We start from the raw sequence: 24,579 nt of genomic DNA, 5'->3' as shown, positions 1-24,579 counted from the left end.
GGACCAGGACTATCTGGCCTCAACTATAAACTCGACTCTGCGGTTTAAGGCTCGCCCGTCAGGACCATCATTGCTGGTCACGGGCTGGCTGGCACCCTTGGCGACTATCGATAGCCTCTGTGCCTTAACGCCATAATCTTGTACAAAAATCTGTTTTACTCGCTCGGCGCGCTGGCGCGACAGGTTCATATTGACCGCCTCGCTGCCGATGTTATCCGTGTGCCCGACTAGCGTTAACTTGGCATCGCTCGCCTTTAGAAAGCCATGCACCTTTGCCAGCGGCGGCCATTGGTCGATACCCACCTCGGCGCTGCCGAAGGCGAAATAGACGCTAAGGACATCAGGCTCACTCGCACCTTGCTTAGCCGTGCTAGTCTGCTTAGCCGGCTCGACGCTTTTACCGGGCTCAGCCCCCTCACAAGCGATCAGTTGCGACGCCGCCCCCTTAGGGGCAATGCATGCCATCTCTTCTGATCTTATCTCACAGCCCATAGCATCGACGGCGACATTGGGGCGCGAGTGTGGGCAGGCATCTTTACTGTCTGGCACCCCGTCTCGATCCCTATCGACCCAGCCCTGCGCCAGCACGGCGCCGGCAAGCCAGACGCTACAAAGCGCGCCTAACAGGCCCTGACTCACCTTTAACACAAAGGCGCTGCCCATTTCACGGCAAGTGGGCTTTACGCGACCACCCGCCATTAGCTTGCTTAGTTCAGTCATAGGAGTCACTCATGCCAATCACTCAAACAGAGCTGTCTCAAAACGCATGAAAAACAATCAAATATAAAGATGCAGACAGGGATACATTTTATATCCTTCTGCCTGCATCTCCAATATAAGAATATCTATCTAGTGAAATTAATTCTCATTCTGGCCTTCACCTGGCCGCCGAGCCCAGTCTAGCCATTAAGAGCCCACACGCTGCCCATAAAACTTAGATCTTGCCCAGTCAAAAAGCCAGTTAAAGATAATGGCATAGAAGAAAAACACCACCAGGAAAACCGCTTCCAGCATCAGCGCCTGCCAGATGGAAATGGCTAAAAACCAGGCCACCACGGGCACGGTTACAAACACTAGCCCCCCTTCGAAGCCCAGGGCATGAAGCACACGCAGCTTAAGCGTGCGCCTGGTGCGATCTTCACCGAAATACTTATCGAACTGCAGGTTGTAGAAGTAATTCCAGGTGACTGTGTAGAGACTAAGACCGATGCCCACGGCGGCCATCTCCGCCACCCCATGGCCGGTAAACCAGATGGCGATGGGCACCACCAGCACCAGGGCAAATATTTCAAACAGCACAGAGTGCAGGATTCTCTCTGCTGTAGACATGCTGGCTGTAGGCACATTCTTTGTAGGCACAATCTTGGTAGACACAATCTTGGTAGACATGAGCGTCGCTCCGCAAAATTAACTTGCGGCCATTTTCATCCACAAATATGATACTTAAAAGTTAGATACCATCTCATTTTACGATATGCCGACACTCGAACAGCTACAACTCTTTCTGGCAACGGTGGAAACCGGCTCCTTCTCGGCGGCGGCCAGGCGCCTCAACAAGGTGCAGTCTGCGGTAAGTCAGCAGATCATCAACATGGAGATAGATTGCGATACGCAGCTGTTCGACCGTAGCGGTCGCTACCCAGTGCTGACCCAGGCAGGCCAGACCCTATTACCCCAAGCCAGGGCCGTGATTGCTCAGCACCTGAGGCTGCAATCTCTCATCGACTCGCTGGACGCCGGACTGCCGCAGCAGTTTCGTGTGGCCGTAGACGAAGGGGTTCCCTTCGCCGAGTTCAGCCAGCACCTGAGCCTGTTTGCCGACCGCTATCCCCTGATGCAGCTCGAACTGCGTACCCTGCCCAGCAAGGAGATTATCGAGCAGGTCAGGCAACAGAGCGTGGACATGGGGGTGGTCTTTAGCGAGGAGATCTATCCCCAGCAGATAGACTTTGAATCCCTGGGTTCGGTGAAGTTTGAACCTGTGGTCAGCCCCAAGCATCCGCTGGCCAAGGCGCCCATGAACAATCTCGATCAATTGAAACTCCATCGCCAACTCACCATAGGCAGCAAACAGGGACCGCAGTGGAGTTTTCAGGCGGAGCACTCGCCCCAGCTCTGGCTCGCCGACAACTACTATGCCCTGCTGGATCTGGCTAAGTCTGGCTTTGGCTGGGCCCTGCTGCCCGAGCATCTGGTACAGGACGCCTTAGAGCAGGGGCAGCTATGCCATATTCCACTCACCATGGAGCAGATGGGCTGGATTGCCAATGTGGATCTGATCCAGCACAGCAGCGTCAATCAAGAGGTAAGCGGGGTATTCCGTCAGATCTTAACCGCAGCCATCGCGTAAGGAACGCCACCTAAATAGTTAGTGGCCGACGACAGGATAGATGATGAGCGCGGCAAGCCAGCAGGCTCGCCGCAAATAGACTCGGTTTGGTCTAATTACTGAGGGAGGCCTGCTGATACCAATGGCTCCAGGCGGGTCTGGCGGTGGTGGCCATGTGGGACTGCATCCCTTCCAGCAAGCGAACCAGCAATGCCCTGTCTTCACTCTTGCTGGAATAGAACAAGGGATCGTAGAAGCAGCGACGCTGCAGGGGTTCAAGCTGGGTATCGAAGCCGCGATCGACCCCCGATACACAGAGATCCCGCGCCTTGAGCTGCAGGGTCAAGGCCGCCTCGTCTTCCAGCAGATGTGCCACAGGCCCCATGAGAAGAATAAGTGCCAGACGTCCCGGCGGATTCTTCTGCCAGTGCTCCAGCTCACCCGACTTGGCACCCACCAGCAGTTGCTGCCAATGACTCAAGGTCTCCTGGCTCAGCTCCTTGGCCTCGACACCTTCGCCCTTCTCATAGTGGTGAAACCACTGCTGTAAAAACTGTTCCACGCTGCCCCCTAGATACGATTAAAGATACGATTAAATCATGAGTTTAAAAAATCTTGGTCGAGGCAGGATAACACCAGGCCTGCGGTCGGATAACTTGGACTTTGGTCGAAGGAAGTCGTAAATAGGGGTGACGCGGCGTCGAGCGGCTCACACTTTTGCTTAAACACTAAAATAACAGAGGCAAATAGCAAAGGTACTAAATAGGGGAAACAAAATAGGGAAAACAAAACGACAGGCATAAAAAAGCGGCCAAGGGGCCGCTTTAATGACAAACTGAAAGGCTATTTCGCCGCTTTCTGTGGTGGGTAGTTAAGCATCATGGCCGCTACCGCCTTATTAACCACCTCGACGCGCTCCTCTGGCGTACTCTTATCTCGGATGGTATCGGCAACCGAGCCGCGCCAGATGAGGTTACCCGTCTCTCTGTTGATCATATCCAGCACTAAGGTTCCCACCTCATACTCGCGCACCGTGGTTTGAGTATGCACACTGCCGCTCCACCCCCAGCCCGGACGATAGTAGTAGGGGTCATAACCAAAGTTGGTATTAAAAGTATCGACATTGATCTTCTTGTCGACCTTAGTGAAGTAGTTCACCAGCACGTCGGCACTGTCTGCCTCGACCTTACTGATTCCCTTCATCTGCAGTTCACGGTCTACCGCCTCGCGAACACGCTGATCCATCAAGCCGTCTAAGTTATAGGTAGTATCCTCTGTCTTCTTAACCACCCAGGCATAGGTCTTCACCTCATCGAAGTTGACCTTGGGATCATAATCGGAGCTGGTTTTCAGTGTGCTACAGGCCGAAAGGGCAAGTGCAGCGGCCAAGATAATCACCTTTTTCATAGACTCTCCAACATGTTTCAGACATGGCTTAAACAGGAATTTATCCTAAAGCTTACCTAGCAAACCTCTGTTCTACAACTCTTCTTTATTGTAAATGGCGTTTCATTCAGCTTGACTTCAGTAAAAACCTAAATGATAATGATTATCAATTAAGGTTAATTGAGATTCGTATCATGACTTGGTTTATCACAGCATTTGTTATCGCCAGCGCCATCTTTATGTTTGCCCCAAAATCCCTGGCCACGCCCATGGCGGACAGCACTAAGATCAAGGCCTCCCAGTGGGTGCTCTTTACCCTGCCTATGCTGGCACTGCTTGTCATGATGTTCGCCCTGGCAAAGGGTTATAGCTCGAGCCACGCCAGCATAGCCATCGGCTTCGCCCTCACCGCCTGTAGCGTGGCCATCAGCCGCTTTCATCGTTTCATCCTTCCCTGCGCCGCCTACACAGGCCTGTCACTGCTGATGTTGGCGCTGCAGTACCTTTAATTTTTGCAAGAGGAGTTTTGCACAACCAGTTTTGCTCACTGATTGCGACAGCTCACCTGTCGCCTTGGGATACTACAAGACCGATATCTCCCTGCATTTGGTATCGGTCCTTATCCATGACCACCCTAGGGTGGTCTTTTTTTTGTATCTAGGGATTACTCCTCCCACAAGGGAGTTTCAATTTGATAGACTCAGGGTATCTTAGTTAAGTGTGTGACAGATGATGAGAATCGATCCCAATATTGCCCTGGTGTACAGCACAGATGGCGGCAAAATCGACCAACCCAAGGAAACCAAGGCTATCCCGGAAGGCGATGGCATAGTACGCATTCATAAAGACAGCAAGGGCCGTAAAGGCAAAGGCGTCTCGGTGATCAAGGGACTGGGCCTGGACGAGAAAGCACTCAAAGCCTTGGCGCAGAAACTCAAAAAACAGTGTGGTTGCGGCGGTACGGTAAAAGAGTTCAACATAGAGATCCAAACCGACAACCGTGAACAACTGAAAACCCTGTTGGAAAAGCTTAATTATCAGGTGAAACTGGCGGGTGGTTAACCCATTGGAGCGCTAGATGGAAAGTTTGCAAAATCATTTACTCATTGCCATGCCCTCGCTCAAGGATACCTTTTTCGAGCGCAGCGTGATCTACCTGTGCGAGCACAACGAACAAGGTGCCATGGGGCTGATGATCAACCGCCCCATAGGGGTCGATGTCAATGAGCTGCTCAGACAGATGGAGCTGGATGATTTTCATACCATAGAGAGCATCAACAGCAAGGTCCTGGTGGGCGGCCCGGTTGGGCAGGAGAAGGGCTTCGTGCTGCATACGCCGCAGTCACAGTGGAGCAACAGCCAGCAGATCAGTGATGATCTCATGCTCACCACCTCCCGCGACGTACTCACCTCCCTGGGCGGCAAAGAGGCGCCCGAACAGTTTATCGTCGCCCTCGGCTATGCAGGCTGGGGGCGTCACCAGCTAGAACAGGAGCTGGCCGACAACACCTGGCTCTCCATCCCCGCCAATATGGAGCTGATGTTCAACACAGCTCATGAGCAGCGCTGGCAGAAGGCCACAGAGTCATTAGGTTTCGACATCTGGCAGCTCTCCTCCCAGGCCGGTCACGCCTAACAGTAAAGGATAAAATTCACTATGAGTTCAGCAAGTGTCTTGGGCTTCGACTTCGGCACCAAGAGCATAGGCGTCGCCATCGGCCAGCAGATCACAGGTAGCGCCACCCCCCTCACCTCCCTCAAGGCCAACGACGGCATCCCTAGGTGGGAAGAGATAGAGGCGCTCATCAAGGAGTGGAAACCCGACCTTATCGTCGTCGGCCTGCCCCTCAACATGGATGGCACAGAGCAGGAGATGACCCAGCGAGCCCGCAAGTTTGCTAACCGCATCAGCGGCCGCTTCGGCGTCAAGACCGCCACCCAGGATGAACGCCTCACCACAGCAGACGCCAAGGCCAGGCTGTTCGAGATGGGGGGCTACAAGGCCCTCTCCAAGGGCCAAGTCGACTCCATGTCGGCGGTACTCATCATCGAGAGTTATTTCGAGAATCTCTATTAAAATTTGAACGTTAGATGGCGGCCAAACAAGGCCGCTTTTTTTTGCGCGGAAACTCGCTCTCTGAGTTTTTCTCTGATTGTAGCCCGTACCTTCCTGACAGTTTCGATGTCATTTGATGACCAACCGTTACTGTTTTGAATTGCTTGGCAGCAGGCTTTATGTGCAGGTACAGCTGCGGCACGCTGTAAACCCTTCCCTGGGCGCTCTACGATTTCATCCCTGAAATCGAAGGCCTCAGCCGTACCTACACCCTGTTATCCATCTCTTCGATTTAGCGTTATAGGAAAGTTCTAGACAAAAAGCCGTTAGGCTTACAGATCTAAAATTTGGCTTTCGAGCAAAACTTCTATGGGATAACGCCATGTTAAGGTGTAAGCAACGCAATACCGATGCTTCCGCATACCACCTAACCACTAAACACAACGCATAGTAAAAATGCCACGCGTTGCGAATCACTCTTAAACAGTTTGTTAGAATTATCTTTCACCGTTATATGATACTTCAGACTTGTCGATACCAATGTCTTTGCGCATTGCGTTGGTCAGATTGAGAGCCTTAGACCTAATAACTTCCCAACTAACAGACTTACCGTCAAATACAACGGCTAATAACTGATCTATGAACACATCATTTGCATCCATCACCTCTTGTGGTGCTATCATTGCTAGATACCCATAAATCTTTAAGCGCTCTGTCTCGAATTGCTCCGCTTCCTGTGCTGTTAGTTGCTGCTTGTTTCTAAGAACGATCATTTCCACTTTTGCCAGCATTGTAGCCACCAAATCAATCGTAGCTCTATAGATCAATAACTTATCATTGTGCTCTCTGAGTTGGGTTTGCTTATAAACTTCAATCTCACTATTGAGTTTGGCTAAATTTTGCTGGCTCTCCTGATGTAACTCAGTTCTCAGCTTCTCCAGCTCTCGATCATGTTCGGCTTTTTCTTTTACCATTAATCGGTTTGCCCAAATTTTTCCTAAGTAATTTGCCAACCCAAGAATAATGGCGCCACTTCCGCCAAGAGCAGCAATGATAGTTGCCCCAATTTTTAGATATTCGTCCATAGTCACCCGATAATTTCTAACGCTTTAAACAGCGGAAAGTCCGAGCGCTTAGGCTGTTGTTTGGCCTGCGAGGGATTTTCCGATGGTTTAACTTGTTATATGTGAATTTCAAAGCTTAATACTCCACCAGTGATCATTACCTCACCAAAGTCACCGACAACATTGAAACCATTTTCAGTTATGTCTAATGAATCAATATTTCCGTAGTCAATTGAACCGTCTGGGTCACTAGAATAACGGGATGATTCAATAGAAATTAAGCCAACAACACTTTTGATTTCCGAAAATGACAGGGTAGCTTTCCGGTAGCAAGTATATTCGTTTGCTTTCGGGGCTTCATAAAATATTGATTCTGGCCAAATGCTCGCTTCAAGCTCAAACGACAGCTCATTAAGCGATTGCTTCCAACCAAGAACAAATGAGTCGTTTAGGTCGATGCCTTTGAATTCTTCCAGTTGACGCCAATCCATTTCATTCACATATAACAGCTTATTAATGCTCATGCGCGTTTATCATGTTAGACCAGTGAAAACGCGCATTGTTAACTGATTGTATTGTAAAGAAGTTATCACCTTTACTTCAAATAAACCATCCGGAAAAACGCGCATGCGCGTTTTCCAAACCTATTATCTACTCAACCAAAAAACATAAGAGTTTAATTTTAAAGACTTTTATTTTGATAGCAATGGAAAAGCGCTCACGGATTTCGACCTGAAATCACCCAAAAGTCACACAATTTAAATACGACTGTATGCCAGTCCAGTTTCAACTACTCGTTATGAGTTGCTTCAAATAAGCAAAGATGCGCTAAGTCTTTCCCCTTTATCGGCAACAAATGAAGTCAAGTCGAAGAGATAAATAACCCGGTGTAGATGCATCTGCGGACGTCGATGGCAGGGATGCCATCGTCGAGCCTCCACGGACGGATGCACGGCGTGTAGCAGATGTATCTGCACATAAGCCTGCGGCAAGCATTAATTAAAGTGAAGGTACGACCTTCAATACACTCAGCAAATGAGCAGGCAACCAAACGCTACTCAAGCAAACTTTATGGCAAAACATCCCAACCATTGCTTCTCAACTCATACCGAGTCCACCAAATCAAAAAGTCTAAAACTAGCCTCCCCCAGAACAAGAAGAAACCTTGAAGATTCAATCTTCAAAAACAAAAATGCCGAGCCCTTCTAAAGACTCGGCATTTTCACCAATGGCCACCTTGAAGCAACCAAGAATCCCCCCTTTAACCTAACTCAGCTAAAGATACGGCTTCACCAAATTCGCCATCATCTCGATATGATCATCCCTGTCATTGAGGCAGGCAATATAACGATACTTCTTACCACCAGCCTGGGTAAAGACGGCGCGGTTTTCATGCTCTATCTCCTCTAGAGTCTCCAGACAATCGGCACTAAAGGCGGGGCAGACGATGGCGACATCATCGACGCCCTGTTTCCCCAGGGCTTCCAGGGTGGCATCCGTGTAGGGGCCGAGCCACTTGGCCTTACCGAAGCGCGACTGGAAGGTGGTGACATACTCCTCTTCAGCGAGCCCTAGGCGTTCCACCACCAGGCGGGTGGTCTTCTGACACAGGCAGTAGTAGGGATCGCCAAGATGCAGGTTACGCTCGGGCATGCCGTGGTAAGAAAGCACTAACTTCTTAGGCTTGCCATGCTTTGCAAAATCCTCGGCGATAGACTCGGCCAGCGCGGCAATATAGTCAGGGTGGTCGTGGTAGCTATTGATAAAATGCAGCGACGGCAGGTAGCGCCAGTTGGTCAGCTCTTTAGCCATAGCATCGAATGCCGAAGCCGTGGTAGGCGCGGCGTACTGAGGATAAAGAGGCAAGACGATAAGCTTGTCGCTGCCCTCTGCATGCAGCTTTTTCAGCGTCTCCTTAACACTCGGCTGACCGTAACGCATGCAAAAATCCACATTGACCGCCATGCCCGCGTCACTCAGGCTTTGCTGCAGCTTGTCGCGCTGGGCCTTAGTGATGGCCATCAGGGGTGAGCCCTGCTCGGTCCAGATAGACTGATACAGGGCCGCCGACTTGGCCGGGCGGACTCTCAGTATTATGCCATGGAGGATCAGCATCCACAGCAACTTAGGGATCTCGACCACGCGAGGGTCAGACAGAAACTCCGCCAGATAACGCCGCACGGCGCCCGTGGTTGGCGCGTCCGGTGTGCCCAGATTCATCAGCAGCACTGTGGTCTTGCCACGACCACCATGGCCCTGCTGTTTATTTAATCCAAAGTATTTTGCCAAAGTGATTCCTTGTTTTATCTGTGTTGCCCAAGGCGCTTGCTTTTTCTTTGCGCCTGGGTGCCTAGGTGCCTGGCTAGCCGAGGCTAATGATGCATGGGCTTCAGTACGCGGCTGGGCCCCTTAGAGATCAATCGCCACACATAAAAAAACCGATAACGGCATTATCGGTTTTTCAAAGTGCTTTAAGAAGCTAGTCAAGATCCAGCGTCACGCCTTCCATGAAGCCTGAACTGGCCGACTCTGAGCTTTGCAGCTTGATCATCAGACGCAGATCGTTTGGCGAGTCGGCGTGGTGCAGCGCATCCGAGTAGCTGATCTCACCTTCCACATAGAGCTTAAGCAGCGCCTGGTCGAAGGTCTGCATCCCCTGCTCGTTGGATTTCGCCATGGTTTCCTTAAGCAGGTGCAGCTCGTTCTTCTGGATAATACTGGCAACCCTTGGGGTGTTGATCAACACCTCGATGGCCGCCCGGCGCCCCGTACCGTCGCTCTTAGGCACAAGTTGCTGCGCCACGATGCCGCGAAGGTTAAGCGACAAATCGAACAACAGCTGTTGGTGTTTACTCTCGGGCACCAGGTGCATGATGCGGTCCAGCGCCTGGTTAGCGTTGTTGGCGTGCAGGGTAGCCATACAGAGGTGACCGGTTTCGGCGAACGACAGGGCAAACTCCATGGTCTCCTGGGTACGGATCTCACCGATGAGAATCACGTCTGGCGCCTGACGCAGCGAGCTCTTGAGCGCGGCATCGAAAGAGTCGGTATCTATGCCCACCTCACGCTGGGTGATGATGCTCTTGCGATGGTCGTGCACGAATTCCACCGGATCTTCGATGGTCAGAATATGGCCACGGGCGTTGGCGTTACGATAACCCACCAGGGCCGCCAGCGAGGTCGACTTACCCGTACCCGTACCACCCACCATGATAATAAGGCCACGCTTACTCATCACCAGGTCTTTCAAGATAGGCGGCAGTTTCAGATCTTCAACCAGCGGGATCTTGGTCTCGATGCGACGCATCACACAGCCCGGCGACTCACGCTGCCAGAAGGCACTGACACGAAAACGCCCCAGGCCTTTCTCGCCATAGGCGAAGTTGCACTCGCGGGTCTCGTGAAACTCTTTACGCTGGGCCTCAGTCATCAAGGATTCGACAAACTCCAGCGCCTGAGCCGGGGTAAAGGGGTTCTCGGCAAGGGGACGCACCTCACCATCGACCTTAGCACTGGGGGGAAAGCCGGCGGTGATAAACAGATCCGACGCCTTACGCTCTACCATCACCTTTAAAAATGGACGAACTTCCATACTCAAACCTTATTAGAAACTAGCGTTTTTATTAGAACTCTTGGCCATCGCATCTTCACGGGTGATCAGGCCACGACTGACCAGATTCTGCAGACACTGATCTAGGGTCTGCATGCCGTGAGCCATACCCGTCTGAATAGCCGAGTACATCTGCGCCACCTTATCTTCACGGATAAGGTTACGAATCGCCGGGGTACCCATCATTATCTCATGCGCCGCCACACGGCCACCGCCCACCTTCTTAATAAGGGTCTGGGAGATAACCGCCTGTAGCGACTCTGACAACATGGTTCGCACCATACTCTTCTCACCCTCAGGGAATACGTCGACCACACGGTCGATAGTCTTCGCCGCCGAGGTGGTGTGCAGGGTGCCAAATACTAGGTGACCGGTTTCCGCCGCCGTCATGGCCAGGCGAATGGTTTCGAGGTCACGCATCTCACCCACCAGGATCACGTCCGGGTCTTCACGCAGTGCACTTCGAAGCGCGGCGTTGAAGCTGTGGGTGTGTCTGTGCACTTCACGCTGGTTGATTAGACATTGCTTGTTCTGGTGCACGAATTCGATAGGGTCTTCGATGGTCAGGATATGGTCGTGACGGTTTTCGTTCACATAATCTATCATGCCGGCCAGGGTGGTACTCTTACCCGAACCGGTCGGGCCTGTGACCAACACCAGACCACGGGGAAAGCTGGCAATCTTCTTGAAAATCTCAGGGGCGCCCAGTTTCTCCAGGCTTAAGATCTCGCTGGGAATGGTACGGAACACGGCCGCGGCGCCGCGCGACTGGTTAAAGGCGTTCACACGGAAACGGGCTAAGTTGGGCACTTCGAACGAGAAATCTATCTCTAAATGCTCTTCATAATCTTTACGCTGTTTGTCGTTCATGATGTCATAAACGAGGCTGTGTACGCCTTGATGATCCAGGGCAGGCAGATTGATCTTTCTGACCTCACCATCAACACGTATCATGGGAGATACTCCCGCAGAAAGGTGTAGATCCGACGCGTTGTGTTTTACACTAAAGGCAAGTAACTCTGTGATTTCCATAGTATGGGATATCCATTCAACCAAAAACTTACAACATGACAACAATAGCAGACAGACTGGCCCACGCCCACCAAAGAATCGCTCAAGCGGCGCAAAATTCATCACGTGATAGCAAGGAGATTCAGCTGCTGGCGGTCAGTAAAACTAAGCCCATAGATCAGATAGTAGCGGCATATGATGCCGGGCAGCGACTTTTTGGTGAAAACTATGTCCAGGAGGGTGAAGAGAAGATAAATGCCCTGCGCGAAAGCCATGACGACATCGAATGGCACTTCATCGGCCCGCTGCAGTCAAACAAGACACGCACCATCGCCGAGCACTTCGACTGGATGCACACACTGAGCCGGGAGAAGATTGCCAGACGCCTAAGCGAGCAGCGCCCCGATCACCTTGCGCCGCTGCAGGTCTGCATCCAGGTGAATGTCAGCCAGGAGGAGAGCAAGTCGGGCGTCAAGCTCGACGAAGTAGCGCCCCTGGCTGAGGTCATCGCTTCCCTGCCCAATCTGACCCTGAGAGGCCTGATGGCGATTCCCACCGCCACAGACGACCAGGCCGTGCAGCGCGCCGAGTTTAGTCAGATGCAGACCTTATTTAACACGCTGAAACAGCGGCACCCAGAGCTTGATACCCTCTCCATGGGGATGAGCCAGGACCTGGAGCAGGCGATTGCCGCAGGCTCCACCATGGTGCGGATCGGCAGCGCCATCTTCGGCGCCCGGGATTATGCCAAAGCCTAGAATATCGCGCCTAAGGCTGAGCCCTTGTAATTAGCCTAAGCGCCCAAATATAGATAGTTAGACGAATAAATAGAGACCCTTATGACACAGAAGAAGATTTGCTTTATCGGCGCGGGCAACATGACCCGCAGCATCACCAGCGGCTTGGTCAAGGGCGGCTATGCACCGCAGCTTATTCATGCCACCAACCCAAGCGAAGGCAAACTCATCGCCCTGAAACAGGATTTAGGCATCCAGGTCTCCCACGACAACCTGAAGGCCGCCGATGAGGCCGACGTTATCGTGCTGGCGGTCAAGCCACAGCTGATGCAGCAGGTGTGCGAGGCGATGAGCGAGTTAAACCTTAAAGACAAGCTTATCGTCACCATCGCCGCGGGGGTCAGTGCCGAGCGTTACCACGCCTTCTTCAAGCAGCCCATTCAGCTTATCCGCACCATGCCAAATACTCCGACTCAGATAGGCCTCGGCATGACAGGCCTCTACGCCGAGCCAGGCGTGGGCGAGCAGGACCGTCAGCTGTGTGAGCAGCTGATGCAGACGGGCGGCGAAACCGTTTGGGTCGACAAGGAAGAAGATCTCAATCAGGTGATCGCCCTGGCGGGCAGCTCGCCGGCCTATTTTTTCCTTATGATGGAGGCTATGATTGACAGTGCCAAACGCGATGGCGTCGACGAGCAACTCGCCAGAAAGATGGTGCAGCAGGCCGCCCTAGGCGCCGCCTCTATGGTGAAGCAGAATCCACAGCTTTCACCGGCGCAACTAAGGGAGAATGTTACCTCTAAGGGAGGCACCACGGCGCAGGCGCTGGCGGCGTTCGAGCGCGCAGGCCTGAGGGAGATAGTGCGCACCGCCATGCATGACTGCATGGACAGGGCCCAGGAGATGGCGAAGCAGTTTTAGGGCTGGCCTTATATAGGCTTAACCCTAGTTTTATTCGATACAAACAAGTAGAGAAACACAATGGATGCATTAAGTTTTTTAGTGAACACCCTGTTTGACCTGTACCTCATGGTGGTCATCATTCGTATCTGGTTACAGCTGGCCCGCGCCGATTTTTACAACCCCTTCAGCCAGTTTGTGGTCAAGGCGACTCATCCTATCGTCGGCCCTATGCGCCGCTTCCTGCCACCACTGGGCGGCCTGGATACCGCCTCGGTGGTGCTAGCCCTGGCGGTCGTTGTGATTAAGTTTGTGATCCTTAGCCTGATGGCGGGCGCCGCCATCAACCTGCCTATCATACTCCTGGTCGCCCTGGTCTCAGTGCTGAAACAGGCGGGCGTGCTGCTATTCTGGATGCTGATCCTACGAGCCATCCTCAGCTGGGTCAGCCAGGGACATAACCCGATTGAGATGGTGATGGCGCAGCTGACCGAGCCGCTCGTGGCGCCTATCCGCCGGATAATCCCGCCAATGGGCGGCCTGGATTTTTCGGTGATGATCTTTATGTTCGGCCTGATCTTCATCAACAAGCTGTTGTCGCAATACGTTCCCTTCTGGGCCAACGTCTAGATGGCGCTAGTGACACGAGAGCAGGATGACCTCGTCATCAGGCTCTATATTCAGCCTAAGGCCAGCCGGGACCAGATTGTTGGTCCCCATGGCGACGAGCTTAAGGTGGCCATTACCGCCCCACCTATCGACGGCAAGGCCAATGCCCACCTGTGTAAGTTTCTGTCGAAACAGTTTAAGACGGCTAAGGGCAATATCCTTATCGAGAAGGGAGAACTTGGGCGCCACAAGCAGATCCGCGTGGTGATGCCCAAGGAGATCCCCGCAGAGATCTTGGCCTTAATCCCATGAAATGTGTAAGCAAATAAGCCAGGGCACCGCAGCCTAAGACTTTAATAGCTATACTAGAATCAATTATCCCGTGACAGGAGTTCACCATGATACGTACCCTTTTTTGTGCCCTGGCGCTGACACTGCTTAGCATGGGCAATGCCGCGGCGGAGCAGAAACAGAGCGTCGGCACTTTTGATATCCACTATGTTGCCCTGGGCAGCACCTTCATCACCCCCTCCATCGCCAAGACCTACGGCATCAAACGCAGTAGCTATACCGGCCTAATCAACATCTCGGTGCTAGATACCAGCGCCGAGGGGAATCCGGCGATACCGGTTGAGATCTCGGGGATCGCCAACAACCTGCTCGATGCCAGGGTGGAGCTGACCTTCAAGGAGATCCGCGAGGGTGAGGCTATCTACTACATCGCCGAGGTGCCCTACCGGGACGATCAGGAGATCAACTTTCAGATTGCCATCAAATATGGCAACAAGCTCAACACCCAGCTGAAGTTTAAGCAGAAGTTTTACGTCGACTAGGCTCACCAGTCTCTACACTTCGAGCCGCGCCTAGCGCGGCTTGTTGCTATTTGCCCCTGTGACTCTATCGTTTCCCCGCCAGCTTGGGTATCATGGCGGCCATCGAGAAAGCAGTCACAACGAGTCACATCACATGAATCAAATCGTATTAGCCAGCGGCAACAAGGGTAAGCTGAAAGAGTTTGCTGAGATCCTTGCCGAGTTTGGCATCGAGGTCCTGCCACAGAGCCAATTTAAGGTCGAAGAAGTCCCGGAAACCGGCACCACCTTCGTCGAGAACGCCATCATCAAGGCGCGTCATGCCGCCCAGGTAACGGGCCTTGCAGCCATCGCCGACGACTCCGGCCTGGAGGTTGACGCCTTAGAGGGGGCGCCAGGGATCTACTCGGCCCGCTACGGCGGCGAAGGCGCCAGTGACAGCGATAACTACAACAAGTTACTGGGCGCGCTGGCTAACAGCGACAAGCGCAGCGCCCGCTTCCAGTGCATCCTGGTCTATATGCGCCACGCCAAAGACCCGACGCCCATCATCTGCCAGGCATCCTGGGAAGGGACTATCGGCTTCGAGCCAAGGGGCGACAACGGCCATGGCTATGACCCTATCTTTATTCCCGCCGAGCATGAGTGCAGCGCCGCCGAGCTAAGCAGCGACGAGAAGAATGCCCTCAGCCACAGAGGCAAGGCGATGCAGCTGCTACTGGCCGAGCTCAAGGCCAAGGGTGTTCTCGGCTAATGCTTAAGCTTCCTCCGCTCAGCCTCTATATCCATATCCCCTGGTGCGTGCAGAAATGCCCCTACTGCGACTTCAACTCCCATGGTCAACATGGTGAGCTGCCGCAACAGGCCTATGTGGACGACCTGCTCGCCGATCTGGCAAACGATGCCGCCTATGTTCAGGGGCGCAGCCTGCACTCCATCTTTATCGGTGGCGGCACGCCGTCGCTGTTCGATGCCGCTCAGATAAGGCGTCTGCTCGAAGGCGTCGAGGCGCAGATCCCCTTTGCAGAGGATATAGAGATCACCATGGAGGCCAACCCGGGCACCCTGGAGCACGATGACTTTAGCGCCTATCGCGCCGCTGGGGTGACTCGCCTCTCTATCGGGGTGCAGAGTTTTTCCAGCGACAAGCTGAATCTGCTCGGCAGAATTCACGACAAGCATGAGGCTGAGGTCGCGGCCACCAAGGCCGCCCAGGCCGGTTACCAGAGCTTTAACCTGGATCTCATGCATGGCCTGCCCAATCAGAGCTTCGAGGAGGCGATGCACGATATCGATAAGGCGGCGGGCCTCAATCCGCCTCACCTCTCCTGGTATCAACTCACCATAGAGCCCAATACCCTGTTCCACTCTAAGCCACCACAGTTGCCTGACGACGAGGCGCTTTGGCAGATCTATGAGCAGGGCCAGCAACGCCTCGCCGCGCTCGGCTATGAACAGTATGAGATCTCCGCCTACGCCAAACCCGGTTATCGTTGTCGTCACAACCTTAACTACTGGCAGTTTGGTGACTACTTAGGGATAGGCTGCGGTGCCCACGGCAAGATAACCCTAGTGAATGAGCAGCGCATCTACCGCACGGTGAAGATAAAACATCCCAAGGGCTATCTGGGCGCCAGTGATTATCTATTCGATAGGAGCGAGGTGTTAGCAGAAGACAGGGCGCTGGAATACCTGATGAACCGCCTCAGGTTGATGTCGCCTATCCCTAGGCGCGAGTTTGAGGAACGCACCGGCCTCTGTGCAGATGTACTGGATGACGGCATGGCGCGGGCGGCGGCAAAGGGTCTGGTGATCATAGAAACCGAGCACTGGCAGCTTACGCCCAAGGGACAGATGTTTGTCAACGAGCTACTGGGACTATTTTGCGAATAATCTTTCCCCTCAGACGAGGGGAACAGAAACATTTTCTAACACTTAGTTTGCATATTTAATCGTCAGCTTTATTAGGATAACAGGCACTAGTCAATCTAAGCCAAGTTAAACTGATAAAGTTATGCCAATAAAAACAAAAACAACTCTGCTCGCCATCACCTTGGCGACACTCCTTTCAGGCGCTGTACACGCCGCGCCAGTTTCACTCCCCTTACTTAGCGCCAGCGAACCCGCACAAAAGATTAGCGCGCAGGAATCGGAAAAGGCCAACCAACTCTTCGAAACCATTTTCATGGAAAATGTGATGGCCAGCCCCATGAGTCAGACCCAGCTTGGGATCAAGACAGATTACGGCAAATGGGATGAGCGAGGCGAAGCCGCCGATAAGGAGAGCCTGGCTAGAGATAAGCGACATCTCGCGCAGCTCAAACAGATAGATAAGAGTAAGTTAGATGCCCAGACGCTGCTGAGTTATGACCTGCTGACCCAGAAACTTGAAGAGAGCATCAAGGACTATAAGTGGCGCCTTTACAACTACCCGGTTAACCAGATGTATGGCGGCCATGCGATGGTGCCCTCTTTCCTGATTAACCAACATCAGATAGACAGCGTCGCCGACGCCGAGGCCTATATCAGCCGTCTCAACGGCGTGCCTCACTATATGCACCAACTGGAAGATGCCCTAGAGGAGCGCGCCAAGGCCGGCATCATAGCGCCTAAGTTTGTGTTTGCCTATGTGCTGTCCGACAGCCGCAACATCATCAGCGGCGCCCCCTTCGACCAGGCGGATGACAGCGCCATCTGGGCCGATTTTCAGCGCAAGGTGGCCAAGCTTGCGATAGCGGATAATCAACGCAATAAGCTGCTCGATGAGGCCAAGCAGGCGCTGACCACCAAGGTCAAGCCCGCCTATGACAAGCTTATCGCCTACATAGAAACCCTAGAGAAGCGCGCCGATACCAAAGATGGCGTGTGGAAGTTTAGAGATGGTGAGGCGTTTTACAACAACGCCCTGGCACGCACCACGACCACCCAGATGACTGCCGATGAGATCCACCAGCTGGGCCTCGCCGAGGTCGACCGCATCCATCAGGAGATGCGCGCCATCATGAAGAAGGTCGGCTTCAAGGGTGATCTCAAGGCCTTCTTCAAGTTTATGCGTGAAGACAAGCAGTTCTACTATCCAGACACGGAAGAGGGCCGCACCGCCTATCTCAAAGATGCCAAGGCGCTGATAGATAACATCTCCTCGCGTCTCGATGAGGTGTTCTATGTCAAACCCAAGGCCCCAATGATAGTCAAACGGGTCGAGGCGTTTAGAGAAAAGTCTGCCGGTAAGGCGTTTTATAATCAGCCGACGCCCGATGGCAGTCGCCCTGGCACCTACTACGCCAACCTGTATGATATGGACGCCATGCCTAAATACCAGATGGAGGCGCTCGCCTACCATGAGGGCACACCGGGCCATCACATGCAGATAGCCATCGCCCAGGAACTAGAGGGGATCCCTAAATTCAGGAAGTTCGGTGGCTATACCGCCTATATCGAAGGCTGGGGACTGTACAGTGAGTTCTTCCCTAAGGAGATGGGCCTGTATAAAGACCCCTACTCTGACTTTGGCCGCCTCTCCATGGAGCTATGGCGCTCATGCCGCCTAGTGGTGGATACCGGGATCCATGCTAAGCATTGGACCCGCGAGCAGGGGATCCAATACTATGTCAACAACACTCCGAATGCCGAGTCAGATGCGATCAAGATGGTTGAACGTCATATCGTGATGCCATCTCAGGCGACCGCCTACAAGATAGGCATGCTCAAGATTGTCGATATTCGCGAGAAGGCCAAGGCCATCATGGGGGATAAGTTCGATATTCGTGAGTTCCACACCCTGGTACTCAAGAACGGGCCGCTGCCGCTGGATGTGTTGGAATCTAAGGTGATGAACTGGGCCCACAAGGCCTAACCGCTGACCTTATATTCAAGATTGTCCATAAGAAAGGCCGCTCTTAAACGAGAGCGGCCTTTTTACATTTACCAGCCAATAGCCATTAACTCAGGCTCATGCGCATTAGTGCTGCTCGCTAAAGCCCGATGGCGTCACCTTAATAAGCTTAGTCACCTGCTTAGCAGGCGCCTCGGCCATACTCTGCTCGTCGCCATGGGTGAGGTAACTCAGCAACACACTCGAGGTCTCATCGAGTGGCTCTTCAACCTGTAAGCCACGGATCTCGACTCTGTCTCCAATAAAAACACTGCCTAACTGCGCGATATCGCCGCGTTTATGATTGAGATTAAACAGGCCCAGGTAGGCGAACACGCCACTGCCCTGATTGGAGACAAAGAAAGGCGCCACAAACAGCATCTGGTCAGCGTCACCGGCATAGTTGAGGGTCAACATCTTCATATAGTCGAGGCGCACGCTGCCACGCTCTGGGCCATCCTGATAATCGCCACTGGCAAAGCGTCTGTCGCCACTGAGATCGACACGGGTCAGTCTCGCCTCGGCCTGGGGCTGCGACTGGGATTCAGGCAGCTTGATAGACCAGCCCTCATGAGTCTTTATGCTAAAGAGGGTCAGCATGACCCTGTCGATATCTTCATCTAATGGGACGACACTGCCATCCTCCTGCACCACATAGAGGTCATCATGGGTAAAGTTAAAACGGTAGATGCCCGCCAAGATGACTAAGCTAACCAGGGCGAGAATTGAAAACAGTAGTTTACGAGCCATAAATATCCCTTTACTCATTAGAGGCCGATTCGATTGAACTGTGCAGCACAATAACCTGCTCTGCATATAGGTGCCATCGACAACAGATTAAATTCTCTTTATCGAGCGGTCAAAAAAGGCTAGGGCCTGTTGACCTTTTGAGAACGATTTTTGTTCTAATGAAGCACGTTCAAATCGCCGCAGGAGGCTAGGAGTATAGTTATTCTATATAAAAGCCGAGTAACAAAGAGTTGAACGTGCTCAAGACGAACCCTACGGGCAGCGTCTGTATCATTTTTCTACTGCGTTATCGCTCATTGCTGTAGCACACTAGATTACAATCGCTCTACCTTGTATAAAATCGATACAGAATGCTGCAAAAATGAACGCGAAAGATAAACAGGCCCTAGGGGGATTGAAGGATAAAAGCAAGGTGATGAAAAGATAAGGGGCTAAAAGAAAAATACCCCAGCAGTCTTTGCTGGGGTAAACCAAAACTAGGATGATGGTTTTAAGGCTAGCATTGTTTTAGTTCTTAAACCGCTGCCAGCATTGATTCAAGATTGCAGTAACGCCGACCTGTGTAACCAAACGAGAGAGGGGTCATTCTCTGGCTCGGTTAACTGAATCAGGTCATCCCGATATCAACTGCCACCATTGTATTAAATTAAGAACGGACTGCAACGCGAATTACATTCAAGCTTTAGTTTAAGCTAAATAAGCCATCACGAAACAGAGTGGTAATACCAGTACAACTATATGATTATAAAAGAATAACCCCCGACACAAAAAATACCGGGGGTTATCGTCTTGTTATCAGAACAATGTTTTTAAGTTATTGATAACTGAAAGTAGCAAAAACCTTAACAACAACATGGATAAAATGCTGTTTTTTCAGCCACATCCTGCTATTTACGCTGCGCATACAGGGCGGCGTATGGCTCATCCCAATAGGGTGGCGAACCGATATGATCCTTAATGAAGTCGATAAAGGCGCTAACCTTAGGTGCTAGGTGTTTACGTCTTGGATAAACGGCCTGCAGTGGCAGATGGTGAGTCAACTGCCATTCTGGCAATAGTGGCACCAGTGTGCCCTTCTCTATCTCATCTTCCAGCAGGTAACTGGCAAGATAGACGACCCCCAGGCCACTTACCGCGGCAGACTTGAGCGCAGGGGCGTTATCGACCCTGAAATTACCCGATACACCTATCTCGCAGTAATCATCACCCTTCTTAAACTGCCAGACGCTATGCTCGTGCCACTCACCGTGGTACACCAGACAGTTATGATCCACCAGCTGCTCGGGACGCTCAGGGTAGCCGTGCTTGGCAACATACTCAGGCGATGCCGCCAGCAGGAACTGACACTTCATCAGCGGCCTGGCCACCATGCCGAGTGGCAACTGCTCAGACATGGTCAATAGCAGATCCAAACCTTCGCTGACCACATCGACCTTATGATCCAACAGGCTTACCTGTAGCTCCAGCTCGGGATGTCTGGCCATAAAATCGGGCAAGGCAGGAATGATGTGCATGGTACCGAAAGATTGGGAGATCCCCACCTTGAGCACACCGCGTGTGGCATCGTTAAGATTGTGCACGCTGGCAACCGCCTGGTCAGCATCGCGCAGCAACTCTTCACCCTGGGCATAAAGTAGCTGTCCGGCTTCGGTTAAACTCAGACTCCGAGTGGTACGCTGTATCAGCTGAACACCTAATTTATGCTCAAGATCGGCAACTTGAGTACTGACCTTTGATTTAGAAATCCCCAATTTTCGCGCAGCAGAGCTAAAACTCCCGGCACGAGCAACATGAGTAAAAATTGCAATAGGTTCTAAAAGTTCTAACATTTAAATAGCCTTAAGGTGTATGCGACCCTATAAATACCAATTATAAATCATAGAGATACCTCCTGACTTCGAAGTTATCCCCTTGACTATGCAGATTATTTTAAGAGTAGAGTCAGACTGTTAGCCATTTCGTTATCGAAATTTCGCCAGCATTGTTATTATTTTTTACAAGTATACCAAAGATTTGCTCTTTGATTCTAATACCTATTTTCTAGCCACTATACACCCAGTTAGGAGTGGAGGAAAAGTCATAAGAATAGCGGGCCCAGAATAAAAAAAGCCCTGCACCCAAGGTAAGTGCAGGGAAATGTGGATGTTGCTTTGCCAGAGGAAATTGTTTGCGACTTATTCGCGCAGGGTTTGCTGCTTAGCACTAACCAGTGGATAGTCGCGCAGCGCCGGGACTTCACTACGCATCTGAGACTCTAAGGCAACCAGTTGCTGGAAGTTGTCACACAGCTTGTCGGCGCGCGCTTCAAGATCCGTTGCCTGCTGTTCAATCTGGGCTTCGATATCGTCGCCCACCTTGTCCATCTTGGCCGAGAAGGCGTTCATCTTCTCTTCGAAGCTCTCACCGTCACCCTTCATCATCTCGCTACCCAGGGTCATCATCATGCTACCGATAGAGCTCTGCACCAACTGCTCCATCTCCTGCTCAAACTCTTTACCGAAGGTATCTTCGATAGAAGATTCGGTCGCACCCAGGTAAAACTTGTCGCCATTCTGATAGGCAACCGTGTCGATACGCTGAGACAGGCCGTCCATCATCTCGTCAATTTTAGCGCCAGCGGCGTCGCCTAACAGAGGGGTGAGCGCCATGCTGACCGCGGTAGAGGCGATATCGACGGCGTCATGCACCACGTCGATCACCTCGGGCAGCTGCTTAGACACCTCACCTGCATATTGGTTAACTAAGGCCTGCTGCTTATCGTTAAGCTCAACCTTGTCACCGTTAACGTAAAGACGACCAAGTTCGATGCGATACACCTCTTTCTTGGCTTCACTGACCACCAGCTTGCTCGGCTCTACCGAGACATCATAGTTAAGGCTGACCTCGCACTGCTTGTCATCTCTGCCGAACGAGATGTGGTTGTCCTTATCCTCACCGGCCCAGGCGGCACTGGTGGTGGCAAGTACGAAAGCGGTCAGTCCAAGAGATGCAGTCAATTTCTTCATATTCTTAATCCTTAAGTCATTGAAAATCACATGATGTGAAGCTTAAGGTGCACCATGTGTCATTGAGAGCAAACAATACAGGTATCGTGCCAATTTTAACTAATTAAATATAATCAATAGATTAGGTAAACTTTGCGTTATAAGATAAAACCTGCCAGTCGGCAAGGAACTCAGAAAAGTAAAGCCTTCTGCCAGTTTTTAGTAAATTTCACCATCGATGGAATGGCGGCTAATAGAAGACGGGAAAGGGAAAAAAGAAAAGGGAAAAAAAGAACCTGCCGAAGAGTGAAAAGCTTGAATCAAAAGAGCGCCTCGGATAGGCGCTCTATTAGAAGATAGAGCGGCCCAGGGCTTGGGAGAGTCGCTCCAGCGCGGCAGTGCCCGCCAGGGAGTTACCGTTCTTATCGAGTTCGGGCGACCAGACACAGATGCTCATGTCCCCAGGAATCACGGCGATGATACCGCCGCCCACACCACTCTTGCCCGGCATGCCCACACGATAGGCAAATTCACCTGCACCATCGTACAGCCCAGATGTCGCCAGCAGCGCGTTAAGCTTACGTGTCTGTGTCGGGGAGACCACCTGCTGCCCAGAAAGGCTCTGGCCCCGATTGGCCAGATAGAGCATGGCCCTTGAGAGATCGGCGCAGCTCATCTTAAGCGCGCAGTAGTGAAAGTAGTTTTTCAGTACCTTATCGACATCGTTGTTAAAGTTGCCGAACGACTTCATCAAATAGGCTATCGCCGCATTGCGGGCACTATGCTCATATTCCGAGGCCGCGACACGCTTGTCATAAATCACATGGGGATCGGCGCTCAGCTTTCTGACCACCTCGAGCATATGATGCTTGGGCGCACCGAGACGACTCTGCAGCAGGTCGGCGATGATCAGGGCACCGGCGTTGATAAAGGGGTTTCTCGGCACCCCGCGCTCGAGCTCAATCTGCACCAGGGAGTTAAATGACTGCCCCGATGGCTCCTTGCCGACACGCGACCAGATCTCAGCCTCCTCATACAGAGTCAGGGCGACTGTGAGGCTAAAGACCTTGGAGATACTCTGGATCGAAAAGGGCTCGAGATAGTCTCCAGCCCCTATGGTTTGACCGTCTACTGTGGTCACGGCGATCCCAAGCTTAGTGGAATCGACCTCCGCCAGGGCAGGAATATAGTCGGCGACCTTGCCCTTTCCCAGCAGAGGACGCACCTGCTCGATAATGGTCTCGAGCAGGTCCTTATGTGGCTTTAGTTCCACCAGATGTCGTACAGCTCGCTAACCACAACATCTTTAGCCGGCTGCTTCTTCCAGAAGTCACTCACGGCTTGTCGGTCTTCTTCGGTGCACTTGCCAATGGTTTGAGTGGCAATGATGCCCTCCCACTCTTTATGACCGCCACCGTGGAAGCCCAGCTTTCGCTCTTCGATCACCTGGTCGATAAACTGGTCGACGATAGCATCGATCTGCTCTTCGGTTACCGAATCATCGAAGGTCCAATTCACATCGAAGCCGAACTCTTGAAACTCATCAATGCGTAACTTTTTACGTAAACGACGACTACGTGTTGCCATGTGTATTCCCTCTTTTATATAGAAATAAAGCTTACTCGGTACGCTCGAACATCAGATCCCAGACGCCATGTCCCAGACGATGACCCCTGGCCTCAAACTTGGTCAGTGGGCGATGATCCGGACGGGGCACAAAATCCCCCTCTTGTGCCTGGTTCTTATAACCGGGCGCGGCGCTCATCACCTCTAACATATGCTCGCTATAGTTTTCCCAATCTGTCGCCAGATGGAATACACCACCAACCTTCAGGCAACGACGGATAAGCTGGGCAAACTCGGGCTGCACGATACGGCGCTTATGATGACGCTTCTTATGCCAAGGATCAGGAAAGAATAGCTGTACTCTGGCTAGGCTGCCGCTTTGAATGCTGTTTTCCAATACCTCGATGGCGTCATGGTGAAATACGCGCAGGTTAGTGACACCGGCCTCTGCCGCATCCGCCAGGCAGGCACCGACACCTGGCTTGTGCACTTCGATACCAATGAAGTTAAGCTCCGGCGCGGCCTTGGCCATCTCGACGAGTGAAGCGCCCATACCAAAACCAATTTCCAATACGGTATCGGCCTCGCGGCCAAACACCTTGACCAGATCCAGTGGCTCGGGCGAATAGTCCAGCCCCATGATAGGCCATTGTTGCTCCATGGCCTGTGCCTGGCCCTTGGTCAAACGTCCTTCACGTAAAACAAAGCTTCTCACTTTGCGAAGGTATTTACCCTCTTCGTTAAACTCTGCGGTGGTCACTTCGCTCATTATCTTTCAGCCTCAGATCTGCCTGTGGTTGGCCATATAGCGCCGAGAAAAAGTCAGCGTCAAGCGGCTCAAGGCTCGACTGACCAACTCATATGATCCCATGGGATCCTGACACTTATATG

At 52.2% G+C, this 24,579-nt stretch carries 28 protein-coding genes; 13 read left to right on the top strand and 15 right to left on the bottom strand.

Translation table 11 applies throughout. The features are described 5' to 3' along the window. Positions 1 to 9: 9 nt before the first annotated feature. Positions 10 to 720 carry an OmpA family protein gene (locus tag DB48_RS11625; RefSeq protein WP_082035631.1) on the bottom strand — a complete coding sequence of 237 codons (711 nt, stop codon included), beginning with the start codon at positions 718 to 720 and terminating at the stop codon, positions 10 to 12. A gap of 186 nt (positions 721 to 906) precedes the next feature. Next, positions 907 to 1,329, bottom strand: a complete 423-nt coding sequence (locus DB48_RS11620) for a PACE efflux transporter (RefSeq protein WP_041510557.1) — start codon at positions 1,327 to 1,329, stop codon at positions 907 to 909. A gap of 145 nt (positions 1,330 to 1,474) precedes the next feature. On the opposite strand from DB48_RS11620, the gene DB48_RS11615 reads away from it, so the two are divergent. Further along, entirely contained in the window at positions 1,475 to 2,350 is an 876-nt protein-coding gene (locus DB48_RS11615) for a LysR family transcriptional regulator (protein WP_041510442.1), read from the top strand. A gap of 91 nt (positions 2,351 to 2,441) precedes the next feature. Here DB48_RS11615 and DB48_RS11610 read toward each other — a convergent pair whose 3' ends face one another. Both DB48_RS11610 and DB48_RS11605 read right to left on the bottom strand, forming a co-directional pair. Beyond that, the gene (locus tag DB48_RS11610; RefSeq protein ID WP_041510441.1) at positions 2,442 to 2,891 is read right to left on the bottom strand and encodes a DUF924 family protein; all 450 of its coding nucleotides are present in this window, start codon (positions 2,889 to 2,891) and stop codon (positions 2,442 to 2,444) included. A gap of 281 nt (positions 2,892 to 3,172) precedes the next feature. Next, positions 3,173 to 3,736: a DUF4136 domain-containing protein gene (locus DB48_RS11605; RefSeq protein WP_041510440.1), complete on the bottom strand. Its 564-nt coding sequence runs from the start codon at positions 3,734 to 3,736 to the stop codon at positions 3,173 to 3,175. Positions 3,737 to 3,909: 173 nt separating this feature from the next. Here DB48_RS11605 and DB48_RS11600 point away from each other — a divergent pair, with 173 nt between their 5' ends. The 4 genes from DB48_RS11600 (at position 3,910) to ruvX (ending at position 5,792) form a co-directional block, all read left to right on the top strand. Beyond that, complete coding sequence (locus DB48_RS11600; RefSeq protein ID WP_041510439.1) at positions 3,910 to 4,224, top strand: hypothetical protein; 315 nt, start codon at positions 3,910 to 3,912, stop codon at positions 4,222 to 4,224. Between the two features lie 223 nt (positions 4,225 to 4,447). After that, positions 4,448 to 4,777: a stress response translation initiation inhibitor YciH gene (gene yciH / locus DB48_RS11595; RefSeq protein WP_041510556.1), complete on the top strand. Its 330-nt coding sequence runs from the start codon at positions 4,448 to 4,450 to the stop codon at positions 4,775 to 4,777. 16 nt (positions 4,778 to 4,793) lie between these two features. Next, a complete protein-coding gene (locus DB48_RS11590; protein ID WP_041510438.1) occupies positions 4,794 to 5,351 on the top strand; it encodes a YqgE/AlgH family protein in 558 nt (185 codons plus the stop codon). Positions 5,352 to 5,372: 21 nt separating this feature from the next. After that, positions 5,373 to 5,792, top strand: a complete 420-nt coding sequence (gene ruvX / locus DB48_RS11585; RefSeq protein ID WP_041510437.1) for a Holliday junction resolvase RuvX — start codon at positions 5,373 to 5,375, stop codon at positions 5,790 to 5,792. A gap of 476 nt (positions 5,793 to 6,268) precedes the next feature. Here ruvX and DB48_RS11580 read toward each other — a convergent pair whose 3' ends face one another. From DB48_RS11580 to DB48_RS11560, 5 genes are all read right to left on the bottom strand, one after another. After that, on the bottom strand, positions 6,269 to 6,856 hold the full coding sequence (locus tag DB48_RS11580; protein ID WP_052813760.1) for a hypothetical protein: 588 nt from the start codon (positions 6,854 to 6,856) through the stop codon (positions 6,269 to 6,271). A gap of 95 nt (positions 6,857 to 6,951) precedes the next feature. Continuing rightward, on the bottom strand, positions 6,952 to 7,359 hold the full coding sequence (locus tag DB48_RS11575) for a hypothetical protein (protein WP_052813759.1): 408 nt from the start codon (positions 7,357 to 7,359) through the stop codon (positions 6,952 to 6,954). 751 nt (positions 7,360 to 8,110) lie between these two features. Further along, the gene (gene hemH, locus DB48_RS11570) at positions 8,111 to 9,124 is read right to left on the bottom strand and encodes a ferrochelatase (protein WP_041510436.1); all 1,014 of its coding nucleotides are present in this window, start codon (positions 9,122 to 9,124) and stop codon (positions 8,111 to 8,113) included. A gap of 190 nt (positions 9,125 to 9,314) precedes the next feature. After that, on the bottom strand, positions 9,315 to 10,427 hold the full coding sequence (locus tag DB48_RS11565; RefSeq protein WP_041510435.1) for a PilT/PilU family type 4a pilus ATPase: 1,113 nt from the start codon (positions 10,425 to 10,427) through the stop codon (positions 9,315 to 9,317). Between the two features lie 12 nt (positions 10,428 to 10,439). Then, the gene (locus tag DB48_RS11560) at positions 10,440 to 11,477 is read right to left on the bottom strand and encodes a type IV pilus twitching motility protein PilT (RefSeq protein WP_041510434.1); all 1,038 of its coding nucleotides are present in this window, start codon (positions 11,475 to 11,477) and stop codon (positions 10,440 to 10,442) included. Positions 11,478 to 11,512: 35 nt separating this feature from the next. Here DB48_RS11560 and DB48_RS11555 point away from each other — a divergent pair, with 35 nt between their 5' ends. The 8 genes from DB48_RS11555 to DB48_RS11520 all read left to right on the top strand — a co-directional run bounded on the left by DB48_RS11555 (position 11,513) and on the right by DB48_RS11520 (position 18,370). Next, a complete protein-coding gene (locus DB48_RS11555; protein WP_041510433.1) occupies positions 11,513 to 12,214 on the top strand; it encodes a YggS family pyridoxal phosphate-dependent enzyme in 702 nt (233 codons plus the stop codon). Positions 12,215 to 12,295: 81 nt separating this feature from the next. Next, the gene (gene proC / locus DB48_RS11550; protein ID WP_041510432.1) at positions 12,296 to 13,114 is read left to right on the top strand and encodes a pyrroline-5-carboxylate reductase; all 819 of its coding nucleotides are present in this window, start codon (positions 12,296 to 12,298) and stop codon (positions 13,112 to 13,114) included. A gap of 60 nt (positions 13,115 to 13,174) precedes the next feature. Next, positions 13,175 to 13,723 carry a YggT family protein gene (locus tag DB48_RS11545; protein WP_041510431.1) on the top strand — a complete coding sequence of 183 codons (549 nt, stop codon included), beginning with the start codon at positions 13,175 to 13,177 and terminating at the stop codon, positions 13,721 to 13,723. Further along, on the top strand, positions 13,724 to 14,014 hold the full coding sequence (gene yggU, locus DB48_RS11540; protein ID WP_041510430.1) for a DUF167 family protein YggU: 291 nt from the start codon (positions 13,724 to 13,726) through the stop codon (positions 14,012 to 14,014). Between the two features lie 86 nt (positions 14,015 to 14,100). After that, a complete protein-coding gene (locus DB48_RS11535; protein ID WP_041510429.1) occupies positions 14,101 to 14,535 on the top strand; it encodes a DUF4426 domain-containing protein in 435 nt (144 codons plus the stop codon). A gap of 133 nt (positions 14,536 to 14,668) precedes the next feature. Beyond that, positions 14,669 to 15,268 (top strand): RdgB/HAM1 family non-canonical purine NTP pyrophosphatase, encoded by a 600-nt coding sequence (gene rdgB, locus DB48_RS11530; RefSeq protein WP_041510428.1) that lies wholly within the window; start codon positions 14,669 to 14,671, stop codon positions 15,266 to 15,268. Then, entirely contained in the window at positions 15,268 to 16,407 is a 1,140-nt protein-coding gene (gene hemW, locus DB48_RS11525; protein WP_041510427.1) for a radical SAM family heme chaperone HemW, read from the top strand. The genes rdgB and hemW overlap by 1 nt, the downstream gene beginning before the upstream one ends. Positions 16,408 to 16,528: 121 nt before the next feature. Next, entirely contained in the window at positions 16,529 to 18,370 is a 1,842-nt protein-coding gene (locus tag DB48_RS11520) for a DUF885 domain-containing protein (protein WP_041510426.1), read from the top strand. A 105-nt stretch (positions 18,371 to 18,475) separates the two neighbouring features. On the opposite strand, the gene DB48_RS11515 is transcribed toward DB48_RS11520, so the two are convergent. The 6 genes from DB48_RS11515 to trmB form a co-directional block, all read right to left on the bottom strand. Then, complete coding sequence (locus DB48_RS11515; RefSeq protein ID WP_041510425.1) at positions 18,476 to 19,138, bottom strand: hypothetical protein; 663 nt, start codon at positions 19,136 to 19,138, stop codon at positions 18,476 to 18,478. An 887-nt stretch (positions 19,139 to 20,025) separates the two neighbouring features. Further along, on the bottom strand, positions 20,026 to 20,967 hold the full coding sequence (locus DB48_RS11510) for a LysR family transcriptional regulator (protein WP_041510424.1): 942 nt from the start codon (positions 20,965 to 20,967) through the stop codon (positions 20,026 to 20,028). A 345-nt stretch (positions 20,968 to 21,312) separates the two neighbouring features. Continuing rightward, positions 21,313 to 22,143, bottom strand: coding sequence for a YggN family protein (locus DB48_RS11505; protein ID WP_041510423.1), 831 nt, complete (start codon positions 22,141 to 22,143; stop codon positions 21,313 to 21,315). Between the two features lie 328 nt (positions 22,144 to 22,471). Further along, positions 22,472 to 23,395 carry a glutaminase B gene (gene glsB / locus DB48_RS11500; RefSeq protein ID WP_041510422.1) on the bottom strand — a complete coding sequence of 308 codons (924 nt, stop codon included), beginning with the start codon at positions 23,393 to 23,395 and terminating at the stop codon, positions 22,472 to 22,474. Continuing rightward, positions 23,386 to 23,709, bottom strand: coding sequence for a YggL family protein (locus DB48_RS11495; protein ID WP_041510421.1), 324 nt, complete (start codon positions 23,707 to 23,709; stop codon positions 23,386 to 23,388). The genes glsB and DB48_RS11495 overlap by 10 nt, the downstream gene beginning before the upstream one ends. Positions 23,710 to 23,740: 31 nt before the next feature. Next, entirely contained in the window at positions 23,741 to 24,457 is a 717-nt protein-coding gene (trmB, locus tag DB48_RS11490; RefSeq protein WP_041510420.1) for a tRNA (guanosine(46)-N7)-methyltransferase TrmB, read from the bottom strand. Positions 24,458 to 24,579 lie beyond the last annotated feature (122 nt).

Source organism: Shewanella sp. cp20 (assembly GCF_000832025.1).
GTDB lineage: Bacteria > Pseudomonadota > Gammaproteobacteria > Enterobacterales > Shewanellaceae > Shewanella.
The sequence above is the reverse complement of the archived record's forward strand: the minus strand, read 5'-3'. Positions and strand labels throughout refer to the sequence as shown.